Annotated in this window: 19 protein-coding genes; 14 read left to right on the top strand and 5 right to left on the bottom strand. The window is 61.5% G+C overall.

Annotated elements, in window-relative coordinates; all coding sequences use genetic code 11:
* The first annotated feature begins 2 nt into the window (after positions 1 to 2).
* The 14 genes from fliR (at position 3) to C5J22_RS28155 (ending at position 13,591) form a co-directional block, all read left to right on the top strand.
* Positions 3 to 755 (top strand): flagellar biosynthetic protein FliR, encoded by a 753-nt coding sequence (gene fliR, locus C5J22_RS28090; RefSeq protein WP_105440940.1) that lies wholly within the window; start codon positions 3 to 5, stop codon positions 753 to 755.
* Positions 756 to 764: 9 nt separating this feature from the next.
* Positions 765 to 1,166 carry a hypothetical protein gene (locus C5J22_RS28095; protein ID WP_046630738.1) on the top strand — a complete coding sequence of 134 codons (402 nt, stop codon included), beginning with the start codon at positions 765 to 767 and terminating at the stop codon, positions 1,164 to 1,166.
* Positions 1,167 to 1,323: 157 nt separating this feature from the next.
* Positions 1,324 to 1,875, top strand: coding sequence for a rod-binding protein (locus C5J22_RS28100; RefSeq protein WP_105404129.1), 552 nt, complete (start codon positions 1,324 to 1,326; stop codon positions 1,873 to 1,875).
* A 25-nt stretch (positions 1,876 to 1,900) separates the two neighbouring features.
* On the top strand, positions 1,901 to 2,266 hold the full coding sequence (locus C5J22_RS28105; protein ID WP_105440957.1) for a hypothetical protein: 366 nt from the start codon (positions 1,901 to 1,903) through the stop codon (positions 2,264 to 2,266).
* Positions 2,266 to 2,814, top strand: a complete 549-nt coding sequence (locus C5J22_RS28110) for a hypothetical protein (protein ID WP_046664740.1) — start codon at positions 2,266 to 2,268, stop codon at positions 2,812 to 2,814. Before C5J22_RS28105 ends, C5J22_RS28110 begins: the two co-directional genes overlap by 1 nt.
* Before the next feature lie 178 nt (positions 2,815 to 2,992).
* Positions 2,993 to 3,637 (top strand): hypothetical protein, encoded by a 645-nt coding sequence (locus C5J22_RS28115; RefSeq protein ID WP_105440941.1) that lies wholly within the window; start codon positions 2,993 to 2,995, stop codon positions 3,635 to 3,637.
* 107 nt (positions 3,638 to 3,744) lie between these two features.
* Positions 3,745 to 5,478, top strand: a complete 1,734-nt coding sequence (locus C5J22_RS28120) for a hypothetical protein (RefSeq protein ID WP_172746802.1) — start codon at positions 3,745 to 3,747, stop codon at positions 5,476 to 5,478.
* Positions 5,479 to 5,597: 119 nt separating this feature from the next.
* On the top strand, positions 5,598 to 6,497 hold the full coding sequence (gene folD / locus C5J22_RS28125) for a bifunctional methylenetetrahydrofolate dehydrogenase/methenyltetrahydrofolate cyclohydrolase FolD (protein ID WP_105440958.1): 900 nt from the start codon (positions 5,598 to 5,600) through the stop codon (positions 6,495 to 6,497).
* Between the two features lie 138 nt (positions 6,498 to 6,635).
* The gene (locus C5J22_RS28130; protein WP_105440943.1) at positions 6,636 to 7,997 is read left to right on the top strand and encodes an ABC transporter substrate-binding protein; all 1,362 of its coding nucleotides are present in this window, start codon (positions 6,636 to 6,638) and stop codon (positions 7,995 to 7,997) included.
* Between the two features lie 91 nt (positions 7,998 to 8,088).
* Positions 8,089 to 9,102 (top strand): carbohydrate ABC transporter permease, encoded by a 1,014-nt coding sequence (locus C5J22_RS28135; RefSeq protein ID WP_105440944.1) that lies wholly within the window; start codon positions 8,089 to 8,091, stop codon positions 9,100 to 9,102.
* A 1-nt stretch (position 9,103) separates the two neighbouring features.
* The gene (locus C5J22_RS28140) at positions 9,104 to 10,261 is read left to right on the top strand and encodes a carbohydrate ABC transporter permease (RefSeq protein WP_046664736.1); all 1,158 of its coding nucleotides are present in this window, start codon (positions 9,104 to 9,106) and stop codon (positions 10,259 to 10,261) included.
* A 28-nt stretch (positions 10,262 to 10,289) separates the two neighbouring features.
* Positions 10,290 to 11,945: an alpha-glucosidase family protein gene (locus C5J22_RS28145; protein WP_105440945.1), complete on the top strand. Its 1,656-nt coding sequence runs from the start codon at positions 10,290 to 10,292 to the stop codon at positions 11,943 to 11,945.
* 22 nt (positions 11,946 to 11,967) lie between these two features.
* Positions 11,968 to 13,056, top strand: coding sequence for an ABC transporter ATP-binding protein (locus tag C5J22_RS28150; protein ID WP_105440946.1), 1,089 nt, complete (start codon positions 11,968 to 11,970; stop codon positions 13,054 to 13,056).
* A gap of 178 nt (positions 13,057 to 13,234) precedes the next feature.
* On the top strand, positions 13,235 to 13,591 hold the full coding sequence (locus tag C5J22_RS28155; RefSeq protein ID WP_046611702.1) for a hypothetical protein: 357 nt from the start codon (positions 13,235 to 13,237) through the stop codon (positions 13,589 to 13,591).
* 74 nt (positions 13,592 to 13,665) lie between these two features.
* On the opposite strand, the gene edd is transcribed toward C5J22_RS28155, so the two are convergent.
* The 5 genes from edd to C5J22_RS28180 all read right to left on the bottom strand — a co-directional run bounded on the left by edd (position 13,666) and on the right by C5J22_RS28180 (position 20,607).
* Positions 13,666 to 15,483, bottom strand: a complete 1,818-nt coding sequence (gene edd, locus C5J22_RS28160; RefSeq protein WP_105440947.1) for a phosphogluconate dehydratase — start codon at positions 15,481 to 15,483, stop codon at positions 13,666 to 13,668.
* Positions 15,484 to 15,580: 97 nt separating this feature from the next.
* Entirely contained in the window at positions 15,581 to 16,279 is a 699-nt protein-coding gene (pgl, locus tag C5J22_RS28165) for a 6-phosphogluconolactonase (protein WP_105440948.1), read from the bottom strand.
* Between the two features lie 5 nt (positions 16,280 to 16,284).
* Entirely contained in the window at positions 16,285 to 17,757 is a 1,473-nt protein-coding gene (gene zwf, locus C5J22_RS28170; RefSeq protein WP_105417586.1) for a glucose-6-phosphate dehydrogenase, read from the bottom strand.
* Positions 17,758 to 17,855: 98 nt separating this feature from the next.
* Entirely contained in the window at positions 17,856 to 19,157 is a 1,302-nt protein-coding gene (locus C5J22_RS28175; protein WP_105440949.1) for an FAD-binding oxidoreductase, read from the bottom strand.
* A gap of 10 nt (positions 19,158 to 19,167) precedes the next feature.
* Complete coding sequence (locus C5J22_RS28180; protein ID WP_105404115.1) at positions 19,168 to 20,607, bottom strand: glutamine synthetase family protein; 1,440 nt, start codon at positions 20,605 to 20,607, stop codon at positions 19,168 to 19,170.
* Positions 20,608 to 20,690 lie beyond the last annotated feature (83 nt).

A 20,690-nucleotide genomic window follows, 5' to 3' on the forward strand; every position in this document is an offset into this window, starting at 1 on the left:
GCATGATTACAGACCCGCAGGGGACCATTCTCGCACTTTTCCTTGCGTTTTGCCGCATGGGTACGTGCGTGATGGTTCTCCCGGGACTGGGAAGCGGCCGCGTGCCGGTTCAGGTGCGATTGTTCGTGGCGGTCGCCCTGTCCATGGCCGTGCTGCCGGTTCTTTGGGATCAGATTTATCCAAGGGCCTCCGAACCCACTGCCACCTATCTTGGCCTGATCTTCACCGAAGCCTTGATCGGCGCGGTTTATGGATTGATCGCCCGGCTCTATACGCTCGGCATGCAATTTGCCGGTACGATCCTTACCATGTCGATCGGCTTCACGGCGCCTGGCGGCCATGACATTTTCGAAGACTCGCAGGAAAACCAGCTGACCATTCTGCTGACGCTGAGCGGCCTGCTGCTCCTGTTCTTGATGGATTTCCACCACATCGTGTTCCGCGCGCTGGTCGATTCCTATACGGCGACGCCCGTCGGCGCGCTGATCGATCCGCAGAAGATACTGATCACGCTGACGGACACGCTGCGCGCGTCGACCATCATCATGTTGCGGCTGGCAAGCCCGTTCCTGATCTTCGGCCTGATGTTCAACGTGGCGATCGGCCTCATCAACAAGATGGCGCCGCAGATCCCGATCTTCTTCATCTCGACGCCCTTCCTGCTGATGGGAGGGCTTTTCCTTCTCTATCTGTCGATCGCCGCCTTTATCCGCCAGTACGCGGATGGTTTTGCGCCGATCTTCAGGTCCTTCTAGGAGATCGCAATGGCAGGTCCAGTCAAGCGGTCGGACAAGCTCAAGCGCCTCGTGGCGGTCCAGCGGCATCTCGAGACGATGGCTGAGCACGAGCTTGCCGCGACGACCAGGTATCGCGCCGAGGTCAATCAGTCGATGGAAGACGTCATCGATGCGATCGGCTCGATGAACCCGGTGCATCGGCAGTTCTCTCAGCATTATTCGGAACGCTTCGGCCGCCTGACCACGAAGGAACGCCAGCTTGCCGGCGTTCAGCAGATCCAGGAAATGAAGGTGCTCAAGGAGCGGACCAAGGCCGACCGCCTGGAAGAGCACATGAAGGACGCCCGTGATCACGAAGACCGCGAAGTGGCCGACGATGCGATCTACGAGCTGATTGACATCACGCTCGCCCTCGAGCAAGTCAAATAGACTGGCCAGCCTCCAGCAAGCTTCGACCTTCATAGTCTCGTCATTGCACTGATTGCCGGTTCGATCGAGGTCGGGCGGGATCATGTGCCATTTCAAACTGTTGCTGCGCTCTTGCACCTTTAGGATGCGGCTCGCGGCAGTCATGAAAGGAGCTGACGTGGCGATTTCACCTCCGAGCGATCTGGTCATGGACGTCGTCCGCGCTGCGGACCCGACTGCCGTTCAAGAAGCGCAGGCCAAGCTGAAGGCGAACAAGGCGGCCTTTGCCGCGACCAGCCTTGCCGAAGTTGGCAAGGGTTTTGGTGCAGCCATGAAATTCATCGACACGCCCGGCACGACGGCGGGTCTCGGCAATCCGGAAGCACCGAAGAAGGTCGCCGAAATGCCGGAGGAATACCGCAAGTTCGAAGCATCGGTTCTTTCGACATTCGTGAATTCCATGCTCCCGAAGGAGACCGAGGAAGTTTACGGCAAGGGCTCAGCCGGTGAATTCTGGAAGGGCATGATGGCCGAGAAGATCGCCGACGAAATGTCGAAAAAGGGCGGTGTCGGCATCGCCGAGCAGATGTACTCGCAGGCGCTCGCCCGCGCGGAGCGTCAGGCCTCGGTCAATCCGACCACCAATGAGACTGATCGCAGCCGCGCAATGAGCATGATCACCGATTTCGAGCGGCAGGTTCTCGGCGTCGATAAGAAGAGTGAGGCCTGATATGCATCAGACTGGGGCAGAAAATATGGAAGTCATTTCGAATGATTATCGCATCAAGACCGTGCTTGGCCGGTTGGAGATGATAATCGACAACGAAAATCAGCGCATCGGCCGCGATCCGGAATTCGACCTGAAAGTGTCGAACGCGCACAAAAGCCGCTGCCTCTACGAATTGACCATGCTGTTCCGCGGCACCGATCCGAAGCAGCTTGCCACCGGCCATATCGATCAGATGCACGGGCTGAAGAGCAAGCTGGCGCTCAATGCCCGCCGGGTCGAGGCACATCTTCACGCTGTTCGCGCCGTCGCCGATCTCTTGAAGAACGCTGCCCGCGACGCGGACGACGACGGTACCTACACCCAAGAACAGTTCACCTACGGCCAGGCCTGATGGTCAAGCTCCTTCTCACTGGTCTGTGGGTCTGCATCGTCACGCTTGGGGCGGTGTATTTCTCCGTGCAGATGTCCGCAGCACCTGCGCCGGTCGACGAAGAGGCCAGGCGGAAGGAGCTTCTTCAACTGGTGCGCGGGGAATCGATCACCATTCCGATGATCGCGGACGGTGCCATTACCGGTTATTTCTTGAGCCGTGTCTCCTTCATGATGGACAAGGAAAAGATCAAGAATACCAAGCTGCCGATTACCGAACTGACGACGGACCAGCTTTTCACGCTGCTGATCGGCAACCAGATGGTCGATCTCAGCAAGCCCGGCGCGTTCAACCTCGAAAAATTCCGCACCAGCATCAAGGACAACTTCAACAAGAAGCTCGGCGAGGGCCTGGTGGCGGAGGTGCTGGTCGAACAGCTCGACTACCTCTCCAAGGAAGACATTCGCAACAACGCCTCGCGCGGCAACAAGAACCCGAACCCGGGCAAGAAGATTGTCGAGGGCGTGAAGATCGAAGATCCGAAAGCTTCGCCCACGGCCGGCCACTGACGGCCGCTACCGCGACAACACAACGAATATAGGCCGGCCTTCATGGTCGGCCTTTTTGTTGCGAGAGCCTCGGAAATACGGGCATCGTTCGCATTTTACCAATCGATTTAAAGGCGATTTCAGAGCGCGCTGCTAGACCTTGGGGACGAATTGGTCTTGCCCCATGGGGAGCGCATCGATGAACGCATCCGGAGACTTCCTGACATCCGCGTCACCCCGGACCCTGTTCGGCCTGCGTGTCTGCGATCTCGGATGGAACGCAACGCTTGGCCTCGTGGAAAGCCTGATCGCGCTGCGCGGCAACCGCACGACACTCGGCTTCCTGGACGAGCGGACGGCTTTCCGTCAGATGATCGATCCCGCCTACCGCAGTCAGTTGGGCCGCAGGGTGCTTCTGCCGGGTGGCGGCCGCGCCTTCGGCATCCTCGCCAAGGCGCGGCATGAAAAACCGACACCGGTGCGTTTTTCGGCCAGGATGTTCGTCCCGGCCCTGTTGAGCTTTCTGGAGAAGGGGCATCGCATCGGCATAGCCGGCGAGGATCCCGCGCGGGTCGAAGCCCTCCGCGAGCATTTCGCCCGCCATGCCCCCTGGCATGACGTGGCGGTCGTACCCTTCGACCAGGATATGCCGCAGCGTTTCGACCTTGTCCTCGTCGATGCAGCGGGCCTTGGCCAGGAGCGGCGGATCGAGCGCCGGCTGGCTTCGGTCCGCACCGGATTGGTGGTGATGACCGGGGCGGGGTTGTCCACCTTCATCGAAGGCAAATCGGCGCCCGCAGTGCCCCAGGCGACAGTCCCGTCCCGGCTGCCGTCTTTCGCCTGACAAGTTAACCCTTTCTTTGCCATGAAATTTTAGACTGCCTTAATCAGAGGGCTGCCCGCGGGATGCCGGCGGCCTCAGATTAGCGCGGTCTTCCCATGTATCAGTCGGTGAAAATCGAAGACGACCGAAACCCTGACCCGGCAGCAATGCTCGCCGGCACCGGTTCCGTGTTCGCCGGATTGCGATCCGCGGCCCTCAAGGTTGGCGCCCTCACGGTGATCGGCGCTCTTTTGCCGCTGCTGTTTGTTGAGACGGTTCCGCATCAGTTCAGCGCCGAGACCCGACTGAAGGTCGAGGCGGCGAGCGAAGGCGCGATCAACACGGCTGCTGCTGCGCTTCGCTCCAGGACCAGCCTCGACAATGTCATCCGTGCCCTCAATCTCGGCCGCGACAGCGAATTTTCGGTCGACCGCCCGAGCGTCGTCAGGATCGTGTCCGATATCGTCTCCGGTGAGGCGATGACCGTGTCCGAGGCCGAGAACCGGCTGCGCGAGCGACTTTCCCAAGCGATCGTAACGAGCTACGACCGCCGCGCCGGCCAGCTTGCGATCTCAGTCACGGCGGGAGAGCCTGAAGAGGCGGCCCGCATCGCCAACATGCTCGGCGACACATTCCACGACGAGATAGCATTCTCCGGCACAAGGTCGTCCGGCCCGGTGGTGGAGAAGCTGCGCCAGACACTCGAGCATGCGCAAGCCGCTCTTTCCGGCTTCATCGCCGAGACCGACGCGCAGAAGCTTGCCGAACTGCGCCGGACCGAGGGCGACGGACAACAGCTCACCGCGGAAATAAACGAGGCGACGGCGCAGCTTGGCGAGCTGAAGCAGAAGGCGGCCCAGGCGTCCGCCATGAAGCTCTCGGACGTACTGAGCAAGCCCCTACCGGACAGTCTCGAATATACCGGCCTCGACTATCAGCGGCAGAGGCATGTCGAGGCAAAGCTCGCCGTCGACCAGCTTTCGAGCGATCTCGGCCCGCGTCACCCACGGCTTGCTGCGGCTCAGGCGGCGCTGGCGGATGTGAAGGACGACATTCAGGACGCGCTGAAACAGCTCGGGACCTCGCTTCGTCAGCAGGAGGCCGCCGCAGCCAAACATCTGGCTGAGCTCAAGGCGAAGCATGCGAAGAAACCCGACGACAAGGAAATAGCCGATTCCGGAGCAAGGCTTGCGGCTCTCGAAGCTGCCGTGGACGAGGCACGACGAAATTACCTCGAAGCGCTGCACGGAACCGAAGCCAAGGCATCGCCGGGCAAGGTGTCGGTCGTCGTTCCGGCCGTGGCGGCATCCGCGGCCGTGCTGGGTCCCTCATCCGCCGAGCTTTCGGGCATCGGTGCCCTGATCGGGCTCTCCCTCGGCGTCGCCCTCGTCTTTCTGAGGCGTCGCGTGCCGCGGCCCGCGACCTCCGCCGACGAAATGGATCCGGCCGACGAGCCTGCGCTGATTGTCGATCGGGACCTGCTGGCGGAGCATCTGGACGAGCGGGATTTCCTCCCCGAGGAGTATGATCCGGCTTACGATCGGCCGACCTGTGAGCCGCAGCCGTCCTGGCGCCCGCGCCATCCGGCGCCCGCCAATGACACTCCGCTTGCCGATCACATCCGCGAAATGCTGATGGTCAATCGCCGTCCGGCCCCGGAGGCGGAGCTTCCTTCCCTGGTCGCGGCCGTCATGGCGGGCCGTCTTGCCGATGGACCGTCCTATGGTGCACCTCGTCGTCCGGTTCCGTCGCCGGAGGAGGTCCGAAAGGCGGAGGAACTTCGCGAGCTTCGTCGTAACATGGCGGAGTTGCGCGAACGGGTTCAGGTCTATTCCGACCGCCGGAACGCCTCCCGAGGATAAGAAGCCTGCGACATCGAATCCGCTTGCATTTGCCGTCTGCGACCAGCATAGGCGTTGGTGGGCAAATTCAGAACATGCTCAATGTATACATTGGCGGCGGTTTCAAGCGGGAGGTGCGCATGGCTGTGGTGATCGATGGTAAAGAGGCGGCAGCATCGGTAATCACCGCGGTGACCGAGGCTTCGGGTTCGCTCGAGAGGGGAACCGGCGTGAAGCCAGGCCTTGCAGTCGTCATCGTCGGCGACGATCCGGCCAGCCACGCCTATGTCAGTTCCAAGAGCAAGATGGCCAAGCAGTGCGGTTTCAAATCGATCCAGCACAGTCTGCCCGAGGACACCACTCAGGAAACGCTTGAGAAGCTGGTTGCCGAGCTCAATGCCGATCCGTCCATCCATGGCATTCTCGTCCAGCTGCCGCTGCCGAAACACCTGAACGCCGAGCCGGTCATCCTGTCGATCTCGCCGAAGAAGGACGTCGACGGTCTGCATGTCGTCAATGCCGGCAAGATCGCGACCGGCGACCTTGAGAGCGGCTTGATTTCCTGCACCCCTGCCGGGGCGATGTTGCTGGTCAACCGTATACATGGCCGTGACCTTTCGGGTCTCAACGCTGTCGTTATCGGCCGCTCCAACCTGTTCGGCAAGCCGATGGGCCTGCTGCTCCTGGCCGCTAACGCGACCGTTACCATGGCGCATTCCAAGACGAAGGACCTCGGGTCCGTATGCCGCAACGCCGATATCCTGGTTGCCGCCGTCGGCCGGCCGCAGATGGTCAAGGCTGACTGGGTGAAGCCCGGAGCAACCGTCATCGATGTCGGCATCAACCGTGTGGCTGCGCCCGATAAGGGCGAGGGCAAGACCCGGCTGGTCGGTGACGTGGCCTATGCGGAAGCCGCTGAAGTTGCTGGCGCCATCACCCCGGTCCCAGGCGGCGTCGGCCCGATGACCATCGCCATGCTGATGGCCAACACCGTCATCGCGGCCTATCGCACGGCCGGCAAAACCGCACCCAGGTTCTGATCCTGCGGGGACAGATTGTTTCATTTGTTCCACACCGGCTGCGCGGGGGTTGACTCCTCCGCGAGAGCGTTAAATCTCTCCCATGTTTTGGAACTCCCGGCAGGGTAGAAAAAGCCGGGACAGTGGGAGGATATTTCAATGAAGGCATCATTTTGGATCGGTACGGCGCTGGCAGCGCTTCTTGCCGGTGGCGCGGTCGCCCAGGAGCTGAAATTCGCGCCCGGCCAGGATTCGAAATTTAACTGGAAGAGCTATGAGGATTTCAAGGCTGCCCACGCCAATCTCAAAGGGCAGAACCTCACGCTCTTTGGCCCCTGGCGCGGCGAGGACGAGGTGCTGTTCAACAGCGTTCTCGCATATTTCAATGCCGCGACCGGCATCAATGGCCGCTATTCCTCCTCGGAAAATTACGAACAGCAGATCGTCATCGACACCCAGGCCGGTTCTCCGCCCAACATCGCCATCATTCCGCAGCCCGGCCTCCTGGCCGATCTTGCCGCCAAGGGATTCCTGACCTCGCTCGGCCAGGAGAACTCCGACTGGGTCAAGACCAACTACGGCTCGGGCGGGGACTGGATCCGTTACGGCACCTACAAGGGCAAGGACGGCAAGGAGGCCTATTTCGGCTTCCCCTTCAAGGCCGATTTCAAATCCATGGTCTGGTATGTGCCCGAAAACTTCGAGGAAGCGGGTTACGAGGTTCCGAAGACCATGGAGGACCTGATCAAGCTCAGCGACCAGATCGTCGAGGATGGCGGTGTTCCATGGTGCATCGGTCTCGGCTCCGGCGGTGCGACGGGCTGGCCGGCGACGGACTGGGTCGAGGACATGATGCTGCGCACCCAGAAGCCGGATGTCTACGACAAATGGGTGAGCAACGAAGTCAAGTTCAATGATCCGGCTGTTGTTGGCGCGATCGATGAATTCGGCAAGTTCGCCAAGAACCCCAAATATGTGAGCGGTGGGGTTGCGGCCGTTTCCTCCACCGACTTCCGCGACAGCCCGAAGGGCCTCTTTGGCATTCCGCCGAAATGCTACCTGCATCATCAGGCATCCTTCGTTCCGTCCTTCTTCCCGCCGGAGACTAAACTCGGCACCGATGCCGACTTCTTCTACCTGCCCACCTATGCTTCGAAGCCGGACCTCGGAACACCGGTCCTCGGCGCCGGCACGATGTTTGCCATCACCAAGGATTCACCCGCCGCCAAGGCGTTCATCGAATTCCTGAAGACGCCGATCGCCCACGAGGTCTGGATGGCGCAGTCGTCGTTCCTGACGCCGTTCAAGGGTGCCAATGCGAATGCCTACGCCAATGAAGTGCTGAAGAAGCAGGGCGAGCTTCTGACCACTGCCACGACATTCCGCTTCGATGCCTCCGACCTGATGCCCGGCAAGATCGGCGCCGGCGCGTTCTGGACCGGCATGGTCGACTATGTCGGCGGCAAGGACGGCAAGACCGTGGCGACCGATATCCAGAAGGCGTGGGACGGTTTGAAATAAGTCTCCCCCAGTGGGCTCTTGAATACGACCGCGCCGGACGCCGGCGCGGTCCAATAAAAGCTACGCATAAAACCGTGAAAAGGGGAGAGCCATGATATCGCAGATCGTTTCAGCCGTCGGCGTCGTGATCGCCGGCGTTTTCGTCTGTGCCTTATACTACTGGCTCTCCGACAAGATCCTGCAGATCGTCTTTCCCGTGCCGGTCGATAATGTCCGCGCCGCCTCCGTCAATCTCAACCGCCGCGCCATGGTGCGCCCCTGGTTGTTTCTCGGCCCGGCGCTGCTCCTGCTGGTCGTCTATCTCGTCTATCCGGTCGTCGCGACCTTCATCCTTTCTTTCTACGATCGGTCGGGTGGCAATTTCGTCGGTCTTGCGAACTATCGCTGGGCCATCCAGGACGCGCAGTTCCGCCAGTCCATCTTCAACAACATCCTCTGGCTCGCCGTGGTGCCGGCGGCGTGTACCTTCTTCGGCCTCGTCATCGCGGTGCTGACCGATCGCATCTGGTGGGGCAACCTCGCCAAAAGCCTGATCTTCATGCCGATGGCGATCTCCTTTGTCGGCGCTTCGGTGATCTGGAAGTTCATCTACGAATATCGCGGTGGCAGCGAAACGCAGATCGGCCTGCTCAATGCCATCGTGCAGGCCATTGGCGGCTCTCCGCAGGTATGGATCTCGCTGCCGTTCTGGAACAACTTTTTCCTGATGGCGATCCTGATCTGGATCCAGACGGGCTTCGCCATGGTCATCCTCTCGGCCGCACTCCGCGGCATCCCCGAGGAGACGATCGAGGCCGCGGTCATCGACGGCGCCAGCGGCTGGCAGATCTTCTGGAAGATCATGGTGCCGCAGATCTGGGGCACCATCGCCGTGGTCTGGACGACGATCACCATTCTCGTGCTGAAGGTCTTCGATATCGTGCTGACCATGACCAACGGCCAGTGGAACACCATGGTTCTCGCAAACCTGATGTTCGACTGGATGTTCCGCGGCGGGGGCGACAGCGGCCGAAGTGCGGTCATAGCGCTGGTCATCATGGCCGCCGTCACGCCGATCATGATCTGGAACATCCGCCAGGCGAACAAGGAAATGGGAGGCCATTGAGATGAGTGCAGCCGCAAGCCTCCGCCGTATCGGCCTTCCGCGCCTTATAGTCCACGTCTCCGTGCTCGTCATCTGCATCATCTGGCTCATCCCGACGCTCGGCATCCTCGTCACCTCCTTTCGAGAAGCGGGCCAGATTACAGCCTCGGGCTGGTGGACCGCCTTTACGGGCGCCGCCGAGACGAGCGCCGCCCGGCTCGGCGAGCCTTCAACCGCCAAGCAGAATGGTACGAACTACGTCATTTCCGGTTCCGTTTTCGAGGGAGGGAAGGGCGGCACCGTGCGCGCCTTCGGTACCCGCGTTGCCGCTCCAACGGAATTTACAGCGGGGCAGCCCGCCGATATCGGCAATGGCGAGACGCTGACCGTCAACGAGGACGGCAGCTATACCTATTCCAAGAACGCGCCTTTCGAGGGCCGCGGCAAACGCGTCTACTTGTCCGTTGCCACTCCGCCATCCTTCACCACCGAAAATTACCGCACGGTGCTGACCTCCCAGGGGATCGGCCAGTCCTTCGTCAACTCGCTGACGGTCGCGGTGCCGGCAACGATCATTCCAATCCTGATCGCCGCCTTTGCGGCCTACGCCCTGTCCTGGATGGAGTTTCCCGGGAGGGCCCTCATCATCGCCCTGGTGGTCGGGCTGATTGTCGTGCCCTTGCAGATGTCGCTCATTCCGCTTCTGAAGATGTATAACGAGATCGGCAATTTCTTCGGCGTGCCGTCTCGCAGTTATGCAGGCATCTGGCTTGCGCACTCCGCTTTCGGCATGCCGCTCGCGATCTATCTTCTGCGCAACTACATTTCCGGGCTGCCGCGGGAAATCATCGAATCCGCCCGCGTCGATGGAGCCAGCGATTTCGAAATCTTCGTCAAGATCATCCTGCCGCTGTCGTTTCCGGCGCTCGCATCCTTCTCGATCTTCCAGTTCCTCTGGACCTGGAACGACCTCCTCGTCGCCATGGTCTTCCTTGGCACCGGCAAGGATCAGCTGGTTCTGACCGGCGCGCTGAACGCGCTTCTGGGCTCAATGGGTGGAAAGTGGGAAATCCTGACAGCTTCGGCCTTCATAACAATCGTCGTGCCGATTATCGTCTTTTTCGCCCTTCAGCGATATCTCGTCCGCGGACTGCTTGCCGGCTCCGTCAAGGGCGGCTGATCAACATCGAACGACAACAGGACATTGAATGAGCGTTTTAGCAGAAGCCCCCGCAGCACCGGACAAGGACTGGTGGCGTGGGGCCGTTATTTATCAGATTTACCCACGCTCCTATCAGGACTCGAACGGCGACGGCATCGGCGATCTGAAGGGCATCACCGCCCGTCTGCCGCATGTCGCGGCCCTTGGCGCAGACGCCATCTGGATCTCGCCCTTCTTCCCGTCGCCGATGCGGGATTTCGGCTACGACGTCTCGAACTATACGGATGTCGATCCGATGTTCGGCTCGCTGTCGGATTTCGATGGTCTGATCGCCGAGGCGCACCGGCTCGGCATCAAGGTGATGATCGACCTCGTCATGTCGCACAGCTCCGACCAGCACGCCTGGTTCATCGAAAGCCGGTCGAGCCGCTTCAATCCCAAGGCGGACTGGTATGTCTGGTCCGATGCCAAGCCGGACGGCACGCCGCCCAACAACTGGCTGTCGATCTTCGGCGGATCGGCCTGGCATTGGGATCCGACCCGCATGCAGTACTACATGCACAACTTCCTGACGTCGCAGCCGGATCTCAATCTCCACAATGCGGAAGTCCAGGATGCGCTGCTCGACATGACCCGCTTCTGGCTGAAGCGCGGCGTCGACGGCTTCCGCCTCGACACGATCAACTTCTATTTCCACGACAAGGAACTGCGCGACAACCCGGCACTCGATCCGTTGCGCCGGAACGCCTCCACCGCGCCTGCGGTGAACCCCTATAACTTCCAGGAGCATCTCTACGACAAGAACCGGCCGGAGAACCTGGAATTCCTCAGGCGCTTCCGCGCAGTGCTCGACGAGTTCCCGGCGATCGCCGCCGTCGGCGAAGTGGGCGACAGCCAGCGGGGTCTGGAAATCGTCGGGGAATATACGTCCGGCAATGACAAGATGCAGATGTGCTACGCGTTCGAATTCCTGGCGCCTGATCCGCTGACGCCGGCGCGTGTCTCCGAGGTGCAGAAAGCATTCTCGGTCGCCGCACCGGACGGTTGGGCCTGCTGGGCCTTTTCCAACCATGATGTGGTCCGCCATGTCAGCCGCTGGGGCCATGACGTTCTCGACCGCGACAGCTACGCCAAGATGGCGTCGGCCATCCTGATGTCCCAGCGCGGTTCGGTCTGCATCTATCAGGGCGAGGAACTCGGATTGACCGAGGCCGATATCGCCTATGCCGACCTTCAGGATCCCTACGGCATCCAGTTCTGGCCGGAATTCAAGGGCCGCGACGGTTGCCGCACCCCGATGGTCTGGGACAGCCAGGCATTGCAGGCCGGCTTCTCCACGGCTGAGAAAACCTGGCTGCCGATCCCGGTCGAGCATCAGCTTCGGGCCGTCGGCGCTCAATACGGCGATCCCGCATCGGTTCTGGAACAGTACCGACGTTTCCTCGCCTTCCGCAAGCAGCACCCGGCCTTTGCCAAGGGCGATATCGAATTCCTGGCCGAGCACGTCACGGTGCTCGGCTACAAGCGCCAATACGGCAACGAGACGCTGCTCTGCCTGTTCAACATGAGCCCGGCGGAAACGGCAACCGAGCTGCCGGCCGGCGATTGGGAAGTGCTGACCGGCCACGGCTTCGAAAGCGGGCTTGAAGGCAGGCGTGTCGAACTACCGGCTTGGGGGGCGTTCTTCGCCCATCACGCGTAACGAGAACAAAGGGGAGGAAAGCATGGCTGGTGTCGTTCTGAAGGATATCCGCAAGGCCTATGGCCAGGTGAAGGTGCTGCACGGCATCGACCTGGAGATCAGCCAGGGCGAGTTCGTGGTGTTTGTCGGGCCATCCGGCTGCGGCAAGTCCACGCTGCTGCGGATGATCTCCGGCCTCGAAAGCATCACCGGCGGTGAGATGTATATCGACGGCCAGCTCGTCAACGAGGTGCCGCCGTCGCGGCGCGGCATCGCCATGGTCTTCCAGTCCTACGCGCTTTATCCGCATATGACGGTCTATGACAACATGGCCTTCGGCATGCGGATCGCCAAGGAAAGCCGGGACGAGATCGACCGCCGGGTGCGTGCGGCGGCCGATATCCTCCAGCTTACTCCCTATCTCGACCGCCTGCCGAAGGCGCTGTCCGGCGGCCAGCGCCAGCGTGTCGCCATCGGCCGAGCCATCTGCCGCGACCCGAAAGTCTTCCTGTTCGACGAACCGCTTTCCAATCTCGACGCGGCGCTGCGTGTCGCCACCCGCATCGAGATCGCCAAGCTGAAGGATTCGATGCCGGACACGACGATGGTCTACGTGACGCACGACCAGGTGGAGGCGATGACGCTCGCCGACCGTATCGTCGTGCTTTCGGCCGGCCGTATCGAACAGGTCGGCGCCCCGCTCGAACTCTACGAGCGGCCCCAGAACCTCTTTGTCGCCCGCTTCATCGGCTCGCCGGCGATGAACATCATCCCGGCCACGGTGACGGAAACCGGCGAGATGACCACGGTTGCGCTGAAGGGCGGAAAATCGGTGCGCCTACCGGTGCCGACAGCGGCTTCGGAAAAGGGCAAGACGACCAGTTTCGGGGTGCGGCCGGAAGATTTGTCGATTGCCTCGGGCGAGGACTATCTCTTCGAAGGCCAGATCGGAATCATCGAGGCGCTCGGCGAGGTGACGCTGCTTTATATCGAAGGCTTGGCTGACCAGGAGCCGATCATCGCCAAGATCCCTGGCATTCTGCAGGTGAAGAAGGGTGAGACGATGCGCTTCTCAGCAGACCTGAAGAAACTGCACCTTTTCGATGCAGAAGGTAAGGCCTATCGCCTCTAGGAGTAACTATCCGTTTACTATGGTTTTGCGATATGCAATTGGAGTTGTTCTGATTTGGGACTTAAAAACACTCTGTTAAATTTCGCCGGCTAGGCTTCCTTCCATTAAGCAATGGAGGGATGTCGTGAGTGCGACTCCAAGTAACAAAAATCACTTTTTGAACAAGGAAGAGTCTTTCATGTACGACCGGGAAGCCCGGTTCAAGATGGAAGATACGATGAATGCGGCGCGTATCGAATATACGGAAAACGGCGTGATGAACATGGCGCAGCGCCGCTGTGACGTCATCCGTATCTCGATGAGCGGCGCCGTCCTCGGCATCCTGACCCAGTATAATCTGCCGAAGCAGTTTTATCTCGATATTCCCGACGCGCGCATTTCCAAGGTCGGCTGCCTGCTGATGCGCACCAACGCCAACAACACGATCGAGGTGCGTTTCCTCTCGCTGCTCAAGCAGAAGGAACTGGATCGCATCTTCATATTCTCGACCCATCCGAACCATCGCGACCGGACGCTGGATATCCGCTCCTGGTAACCCGGTTCATGACCTGAAAAAGGAAACGGCGGCTCCATGGCCGCCGGTTTTGTTTCTGCCGGCACTCAGCCTGTTTACGCAAACACGCTGGCGCCCATGTCCGCGGTGCCGACATGGCGGCGGAAGGGGGCGAAGAGTTCGCGGCCCATGCCGAACTCGTTGTCGGAAAGATCGACGACGACAGCTGTGCGAGCCCCAAACTCCGCAGCATCCACCAGCACTTCCAGCGTTCCGGCAACAGCGTCGAGGCGGATCATGTCGCCGTCCTTGATCTTGGCGATAGGCCCGCCGTCGCTGGCCTCCGGCGTGATGTGGATCGCTGCCGGTACCTTGCCGGAGGCGCCGGACATGCGGCCGTCGGTCACCAGCGCCACCTTGAAACCGCGGTCCTGGAGCACGCCGAGCGGCGGGGTGAGGCGGTGCAGTTCCGGCATGCCGTTCGCCTTCGGTCCCTGGAAGCGCACCACAGCGATGAAATCCTTGTTGAGCTCACCGCGCTTGAACGCTTCCTGCAGCCCCTGCTGATCGTGGAAGACGATCGCCGGCGCTTCGACGATATGGCGCTCCGGCTTGACGGCCGAGATCTTGATGACGGCCTTGCCGAGATTGCCCTTCAGCATCTTGAGGCCGCCATTCGACTGGAAGGGGGTCTCGATCGGCGCCAGGACCTTGAGGTCGCCGCTTTCATTCGGGGTGGGTTCGCGAACGACGGCGCCGTTGGCGTCCAGCTTCGCCTCGACCGTATAGGCTTCCAACCCATGGCCGAAGACGGTGCGCACGTCGTCATGCACCATGCCGGTCTTCAGGAGTTGCTTGATCAGGAACCCCATTCCGCCGGCGGCGTGAAAATGGTTCACGTCGGCAAGCCCGTTCGGATAGACGCGGGCAAGCAGCGGCACGACGTCGGAGAGCTCGGAAATATCCTGCCAGGTGAGCAGGATGCCGGCGGCACGCGCCATTGCGACGAGGTGGAGGGTGTGGTTTGTCGAACCGCCGGTCGCATGCAGGCCGACGACGCCGTTGACCACGGAGCGCTCGTCGATCATCTCGCCGGCCGGGGTAAATTCGTTGCCGAGTGCGGTGATCGCTAGCGCCCGCTTGGCGGCCTCGCGGGTCAGTGCTTCGCGCAGCGGCGTGCCCGGATTGACGAAGGAGGCGCCGGGCATATGGAAGCCCATGATCTCCATCAGCATCTGGTTGGAGTTTGCGGTGCCGTAGAAGGTACAGGTACCGGGGCCGTGATAGGACTTGGATTCCGCCTCGAGCAGTTCCGCGCGGCCGACCTTGCCCTCCGCATAGAGCTGGCGGATGCGCGACTTTTCGTCGTTCGGAAGCCCCGTGGTCATCGGGCCGGCGGGAATGAAGACGGAGGGCAGGTGCCCGAAGCTGAGCGCCGCGATGACGAGGCCCGGCACGATCTTGTCGCAGATGCCGAGGAAGACGGCCGCGTCGAACATGTTGTGCGACAACCCGATGCCGGCCGCCATGGCGATCGCGTCGCGCGAGAAGAGCGACAGCTCCATGCCAGGCTGGCCTTGGGTAACGCCGTCGCACATGGCCGGCACGCCACCGGCGACCTGCGCTATGCCGCCGGCTTCCCGCGCCGCCTCGCGAATGATCGGCGGGAACGTCTCATAGGGCTGGTGCGCCGAGAGCATGTCGTTATAGGCGGTGATGATCCCGAGGTTCGGGACGACGTCGCCTGCAAGCGCGTCCTTCTCGGCGGGGGAACAGACCGCAAAGCCATGGGCGAGATTGCCGCAGGAGAGCGTCGATCTGTGCGGGCCGCGCGTGGCCGCCCGCCGCACGCGGTCGAGATAGGCTTCACGGTGGGGTTTCGAGCGTTCTACGATACGGGCGGTGATTGCCTCGATGCTGGAATGAGCGGCCATGGTCTTGTCCTCTTGTGCTCAACCCCGGCTTGGGAGGGACAGGACCTTCGGGAGGGCCCTAAGCCACCGGGATTGCTCGCGTTGAAAAGTCGGCGCCTTAAGGCGCCCAGAAAATCTGCAGCGGCGACGCGGCTCGATTGAGCACGGCGCGGATCGGCATGTCCGTTTCGTCGGAGCCGGCCTTTGCCGCCTCGAGCACGTCCTTCTTGCCCTGGCCTTCGATATGCAGCACCAGGAAACGCGCATCCGAAAGGCTGGCGAACGAGAAGGTCAGCCGCTCTTCGCCGGCACCTTCCGCCTGCATGGTCAGAACGCCGCGGGGGCCGGAAAGATCGAGTGCTCGGGCAAGATTATTCCCATGCGGGAAGAACGAAGCCGTATGGCCGTCGCCGCCCATGCCGAGGATCGCCACGTCGAACGGATTGCCGATGCCGGACGTCTTTTCGGTCGCGATCACGGCCGCTTCATCGATCGACGGCGCTTCGTAGTAGAGAGGTATGAACTTGGCGGCAGCCGCCTTGTCTTTCAGCAGATGCGCCGACACCAGAAGGTGGTTGGAACGCGGGCTGTCCGCCGGCACGAACCGCTCGTCGACCAGCGTCACGGTGACCTTGCCCCAGTCGATATCGCGGGTCGCCAGTGCCTCGAAGAACTTTTTCGGGGTAGAGCCGCCCGAGACCGCGATCGAGGCGGTGTCCCGGTCGCGGATCGCTGTTTCAAGATGTGCCGCAACCTCGTCCGCCAGGCTGGCGGCGAGGGCTGCGGCATCCGCAAATTCAAGCATGTTCGCGGTCATGGCCCTTAACCCTCATGCCATGTCCGGCCGTCGCGCTCGATGAGGGCGATCGCCTGGCTCGGACCCCAGGTGCCGGCGGTATAACCCTGCACCTGCTGGCCGGCGGCTTCCCAGCCTTTGAGGATCGGGTCCACCCAGCGCCATGCGGCTTCCACTTCGTCGCGGCGCATGAACAGCGTCTGGTTGGAGCGGATCGTGTCGGTGAGCAGGCGCTCGTAGGCATCCGGATTGCGCACCGAGAAGGCTTCCGCAAAGCTCATGTCGAGCGACACGTTGCGCAGGCGCATGCCGCCTGGGCCCGGGTCCTTAATCATCAGCGACTGCTTGACGCCTTCGTCCGGCTGCAGGCGAATGATCAGCTGGTTGGCCGAAATGCGACCGGCAGCCGCGTCGAAGATGTTGTGCGGGATCGGCTTGAAAGTGATGACGATCTCGGACATGCGCGCTGCAAGCCGCTTGCCGGTTCGGATGTAGAAGGGAACGCCGGCCCAGCGCCAGTTGCCGATCTCGGCCTTGATGGCGACGAAGGTCTCGGTGTTAGAAACGCCGCCTTCGAGCTCGTCGAGATAACCCTTCACCGGGCCGCCTGCGGATGCGCCGGCGCGGTACTGGCCACGCACCGTCATCTGCTCGACATTGGCCTCGGTGATCGGCTTCAGGGCGCGCAGAACTTTAAGCTTCTCGTCGCGCACCGATTCCGAATTCATGGAGGAGGGCACTTCCATGGCGACAAGGCAGAGGAGCTGCAGAATGTGGTTCTGCACCATGTCGCGGAGCGCACCCGCCGTATCGTAATAACCGGCGCGGCCTTCGAGGCCGACGGCTTCGGCGACCGTGATCTGCACGTGGTCGATATGATCGGCGTTCCACAACGGCTCATAAAGCGCGTTGGCGAAACGCAGCGCCATCAGGTTCTGCACCGTCTCCTTGCCGAGATAGTGGTCGATGCGGAAGATCTGGTCTTCGTGGAAGGCTTTGCCGATCATGTCGTTGAGCTGCAGCGCCGACGCGAGGTCGCGGCCGATCGGCTTTTCGACGACGATGCGGGTCGACCGGGTGATCAGCTTGTGGTCGCGGATCTTTTCGGAAATCGGGCCGAAAATGCCGGGGGCCACGGCGAGATAAAAGACGCGGATGCGCTCCTTGCCGTCGTCGAGCAGCTTCTTGAGTTCGGCCCAGCCACCTTCGGCCTTTGCGTCGACCGAAATGTAATAGATCCGCTGGAGGAATTTCTGGACTTCCGCCTCGTCGTATTCGCCCTGCTTCAGATGCTCTTTCAGGGCATCCTGGGCGAATTTGCGGTAATCCTCATGGGAAAGCGTACTGCGCGAGGCGCCGATGATGCGGGTTGGTTCGGTGAACTGGCCCTCGATTTGCCGGTGGTAGAGGGCCGGAAGGAGCTTGCGTTCCGCAAGGTCGCCGGTACCGCCGAACACGATACAATCAAAGGGTTCAACTGGGATGATCTGGCTGCTCATCGCTGTTCTTTCGTCCTGCATGGTTGGGTGCATACTTATTCTAATCGATTTAAAAACGCTAGCCCGAATTGGCTTCCGAAGTGTTTACGGACTGCTTGTCAGAGCCTGTCGCGCAGCGCAAACCACGTGAGGGCAAGGAAAAGCAGCGGAGTCCGCATGTGACGCCCGCCGGGGAAGGCAGGAATTTTGAGTGCGGCAAGGTGGTCGAGATCCGTTGCCTTGCCGCCGACCATATCAGCATAAAGTTTGCCACAATAGTTTGACAGCATCACGCCATGGCCGGAATAACCGCCGATCGACGTGACCCCGGGCATGACCTCGCGCACGAAAGGCTGGCGCGGCATGGTGATCCCGACATTTCCGCCCCAGGCATGGGTGATTTCGACGTCTTTCAGCGCCGGATAGGTGTCGACGATCTGCTTGCGGATGGCGTTGGCCGTGTCCGTGGGATTGCTTGAGGTATAGACTTCCCGGCCGCCGAACAGCAGCCGATTGTCCCGGCTCTTGCGGAAATAGCGCACCACGAATCGCGAATCAGCAACGGCCTCGCCACCGGGGAGGATACCGGGGAAATCGTCGAGCGGCGCGGTGGCGGCGATGAAGGAGCCGATCGGCATGATATGCGCTGATGTAACCGGTTCGAGATCGCCGATATAGGCATTGGTGGCGATCAGCACCCGATCGGCAGTCAGCGTGCCCTTGGGCGTCCGCACCAGGATCTTGCCGCCCGGTCCATTTCTCGTTTTCTCGATGCCCGTCGCGCGGGTCATCTCAAAAATCTGCGCACCGGCCGCCTGCGCCACCCTGGCAAGCCCGACCAGCAGCTTCAGCGGATGGACGTGGCCGGTACCGGTATCGCGCACCCCGCAATAATAGTCTTTCGTGCCGAGCCGCTCTGCGGTCTCTCTACCGTCCATGAAGGAAATATGAGGATACCCGTAACGCTGCGCTGCGATCTCGGCGGTCGCCCGATAATCCTTCTCGTGGCCCCGTTTGTGCGAAACGTTCATCTGTCCCGGCATGTATTCCATGTCGATGCCGTGGATTTCGGCAAAGTCGAGGAGATGCCGCTTGGCGTTCTCGGCCATGTCGAACAGTGCCTTGGAGCGCTCGTAGCCGATCTCCTTTTCAAGATCCTCCGGCCACCAGCGCTGCCCGGTACCCATCTGTCCGCCATTGCGGCCAGAGGCGCCGTCGCCGAACCGGCTGGCCTCGATCAGTGCGACGGAGATGCCGGCCTTTGCAAGATTGTAAGCCGCCTGCAGGCCGGTATAGCCGCCGCCGATGACCGCCACGCCGACCGATCTGGATCCGTCGAGCGCCGGATAGGTCGGTCGCTCGGGGACTGTTGCCTGATACCAGGAAATTCCCGGTGCGATCGGGCTCTGCCATGCATCCAAGGCGCAGCCCTCACACGTTGAGAAGCAGGAATTCCCGCTCCCAGGGGCTGATCACCTGCATGAAGGTTTCGAACTCCCCGCGCTTGACGCCGGCATAGAGGCCGATGAATTCCGAGCTGAAGACGCTGGCCAGCGCCGGATCGGATTCGAGCAGCGACACGGCTTCCAGCAGGCCGCGCGGCAACTCGATCGACCCTTCGTTGGCTGTATCCTCGGTCGGCGGTCCCGGCTCGATCGCGTTCATGATGCCGAGCAGGCCGCAGCCGAGCGAGGCCGCGAGCGCCAGATAGGGATTGGCGTCCGAGCTCGGCAGGCGGTTTTCGACGCGCCGGGCGTTCGCATCCGAGACCGGAACACGGAACGCGGTGGTCCGATTATCGTAGCCCCAGGCATTGTTGACCGGCGCCGACATATCGGGCGTCAGGCGGCGGTAGGAGTTTACATAGGGGGCCATCATCGCGAGCGTCTTCGGCACAAAGGTCTGCATGCCGCCGATGAAGTGGAAAAACTCCTTCGAGGCGGAGCCGTCCGGGTTCGAGAAGACGTTCTTGCCGGTCTTGATGTCGACCACCGACTGGTGGATGTGCATCGCCGAACCCGCCTGGCCCTGCATCGGCTTGGCCATGAACGTGGCGTAGATGCCGTGTTTCATGGCCGCCTCGCGGATGGTGCGCTTGAACATGAACACCTGGTCGGCGAGTTCGATCGGATCGCCATGGCGCAGGTTGATCTCGAGCTGCGCCGGGCCTTCCTCGTGGATCAGCGTATCGATCTCGAGGCCCTGCTTTTCCGAGAAATGGTAGATGTCGTCGATCAGTTCGTCGAATTCGTTGATGCCGGCGATCGAGTAGCCCTGGCCGCCGAGGATGGACCGGCCGGACCGGCCTTTCGGCGGGTGCAGCGGATAGTCCGGATCATCGTTCTTGGCGACGAGGTAGAATTCGATTTCCGGCGCCACGACCGGCTTCCAGCCCCGCTCCTCATAGAGCTTGAGGATGTTCTTCAGCACGTTGCGCGGCGTATAGGGGACAGCCTTGCCTTCGGTATCGACGATGTCGCAGATCACTTGCGCGGTCGGGTCGGTTTCCCAGGGCACCACCGCCAGGGTCGAAAGATCCGGCACCAGCTTCAAATCGCTGTCGCGCGGCTCGTAGCGGAACGTGCCGGTTTCTTCGGGGTATTCACCGGAAATGGTGTGGCGGTAAAGGGCGGACGGCAGCGCCAGCGAGGTGTTCGAGGTGAACTTCGAAGAGGGCATCATCTTGCCGCGTGGCACGCCGGCGAGATCGGGCGTGATGCACTCGATATCCTCTATCCCTCGAGCCCGAAGCCACGCGGCGGCCTCCCGCCAGTCTGCGACACCTCTGAGCGAAGTGAGCGTCGGCTGGGCAGTCGCGGCTTTCGCCACAGTGCCGGTTGCAAGGGCGGGAGCGGTTTTTTTGCGCGGCATGACACATCGGGGTGAGGTTGATCGGATGTTCCATCATAACCACGGATTGGCGAATGGCGAGGGGGAGACGCCATTGACTTTGA

This window comes from Neorhizobium sp. T25_13 (assembly GCF_002968675.1).
GTDB classification, from domain to species: Bacteria; Pseudomonadota; Alphaproteobacteria; order Rhizobiales; family Rhizobiaceae; genus Neorhizobium; species Neorhizobium tomejilense.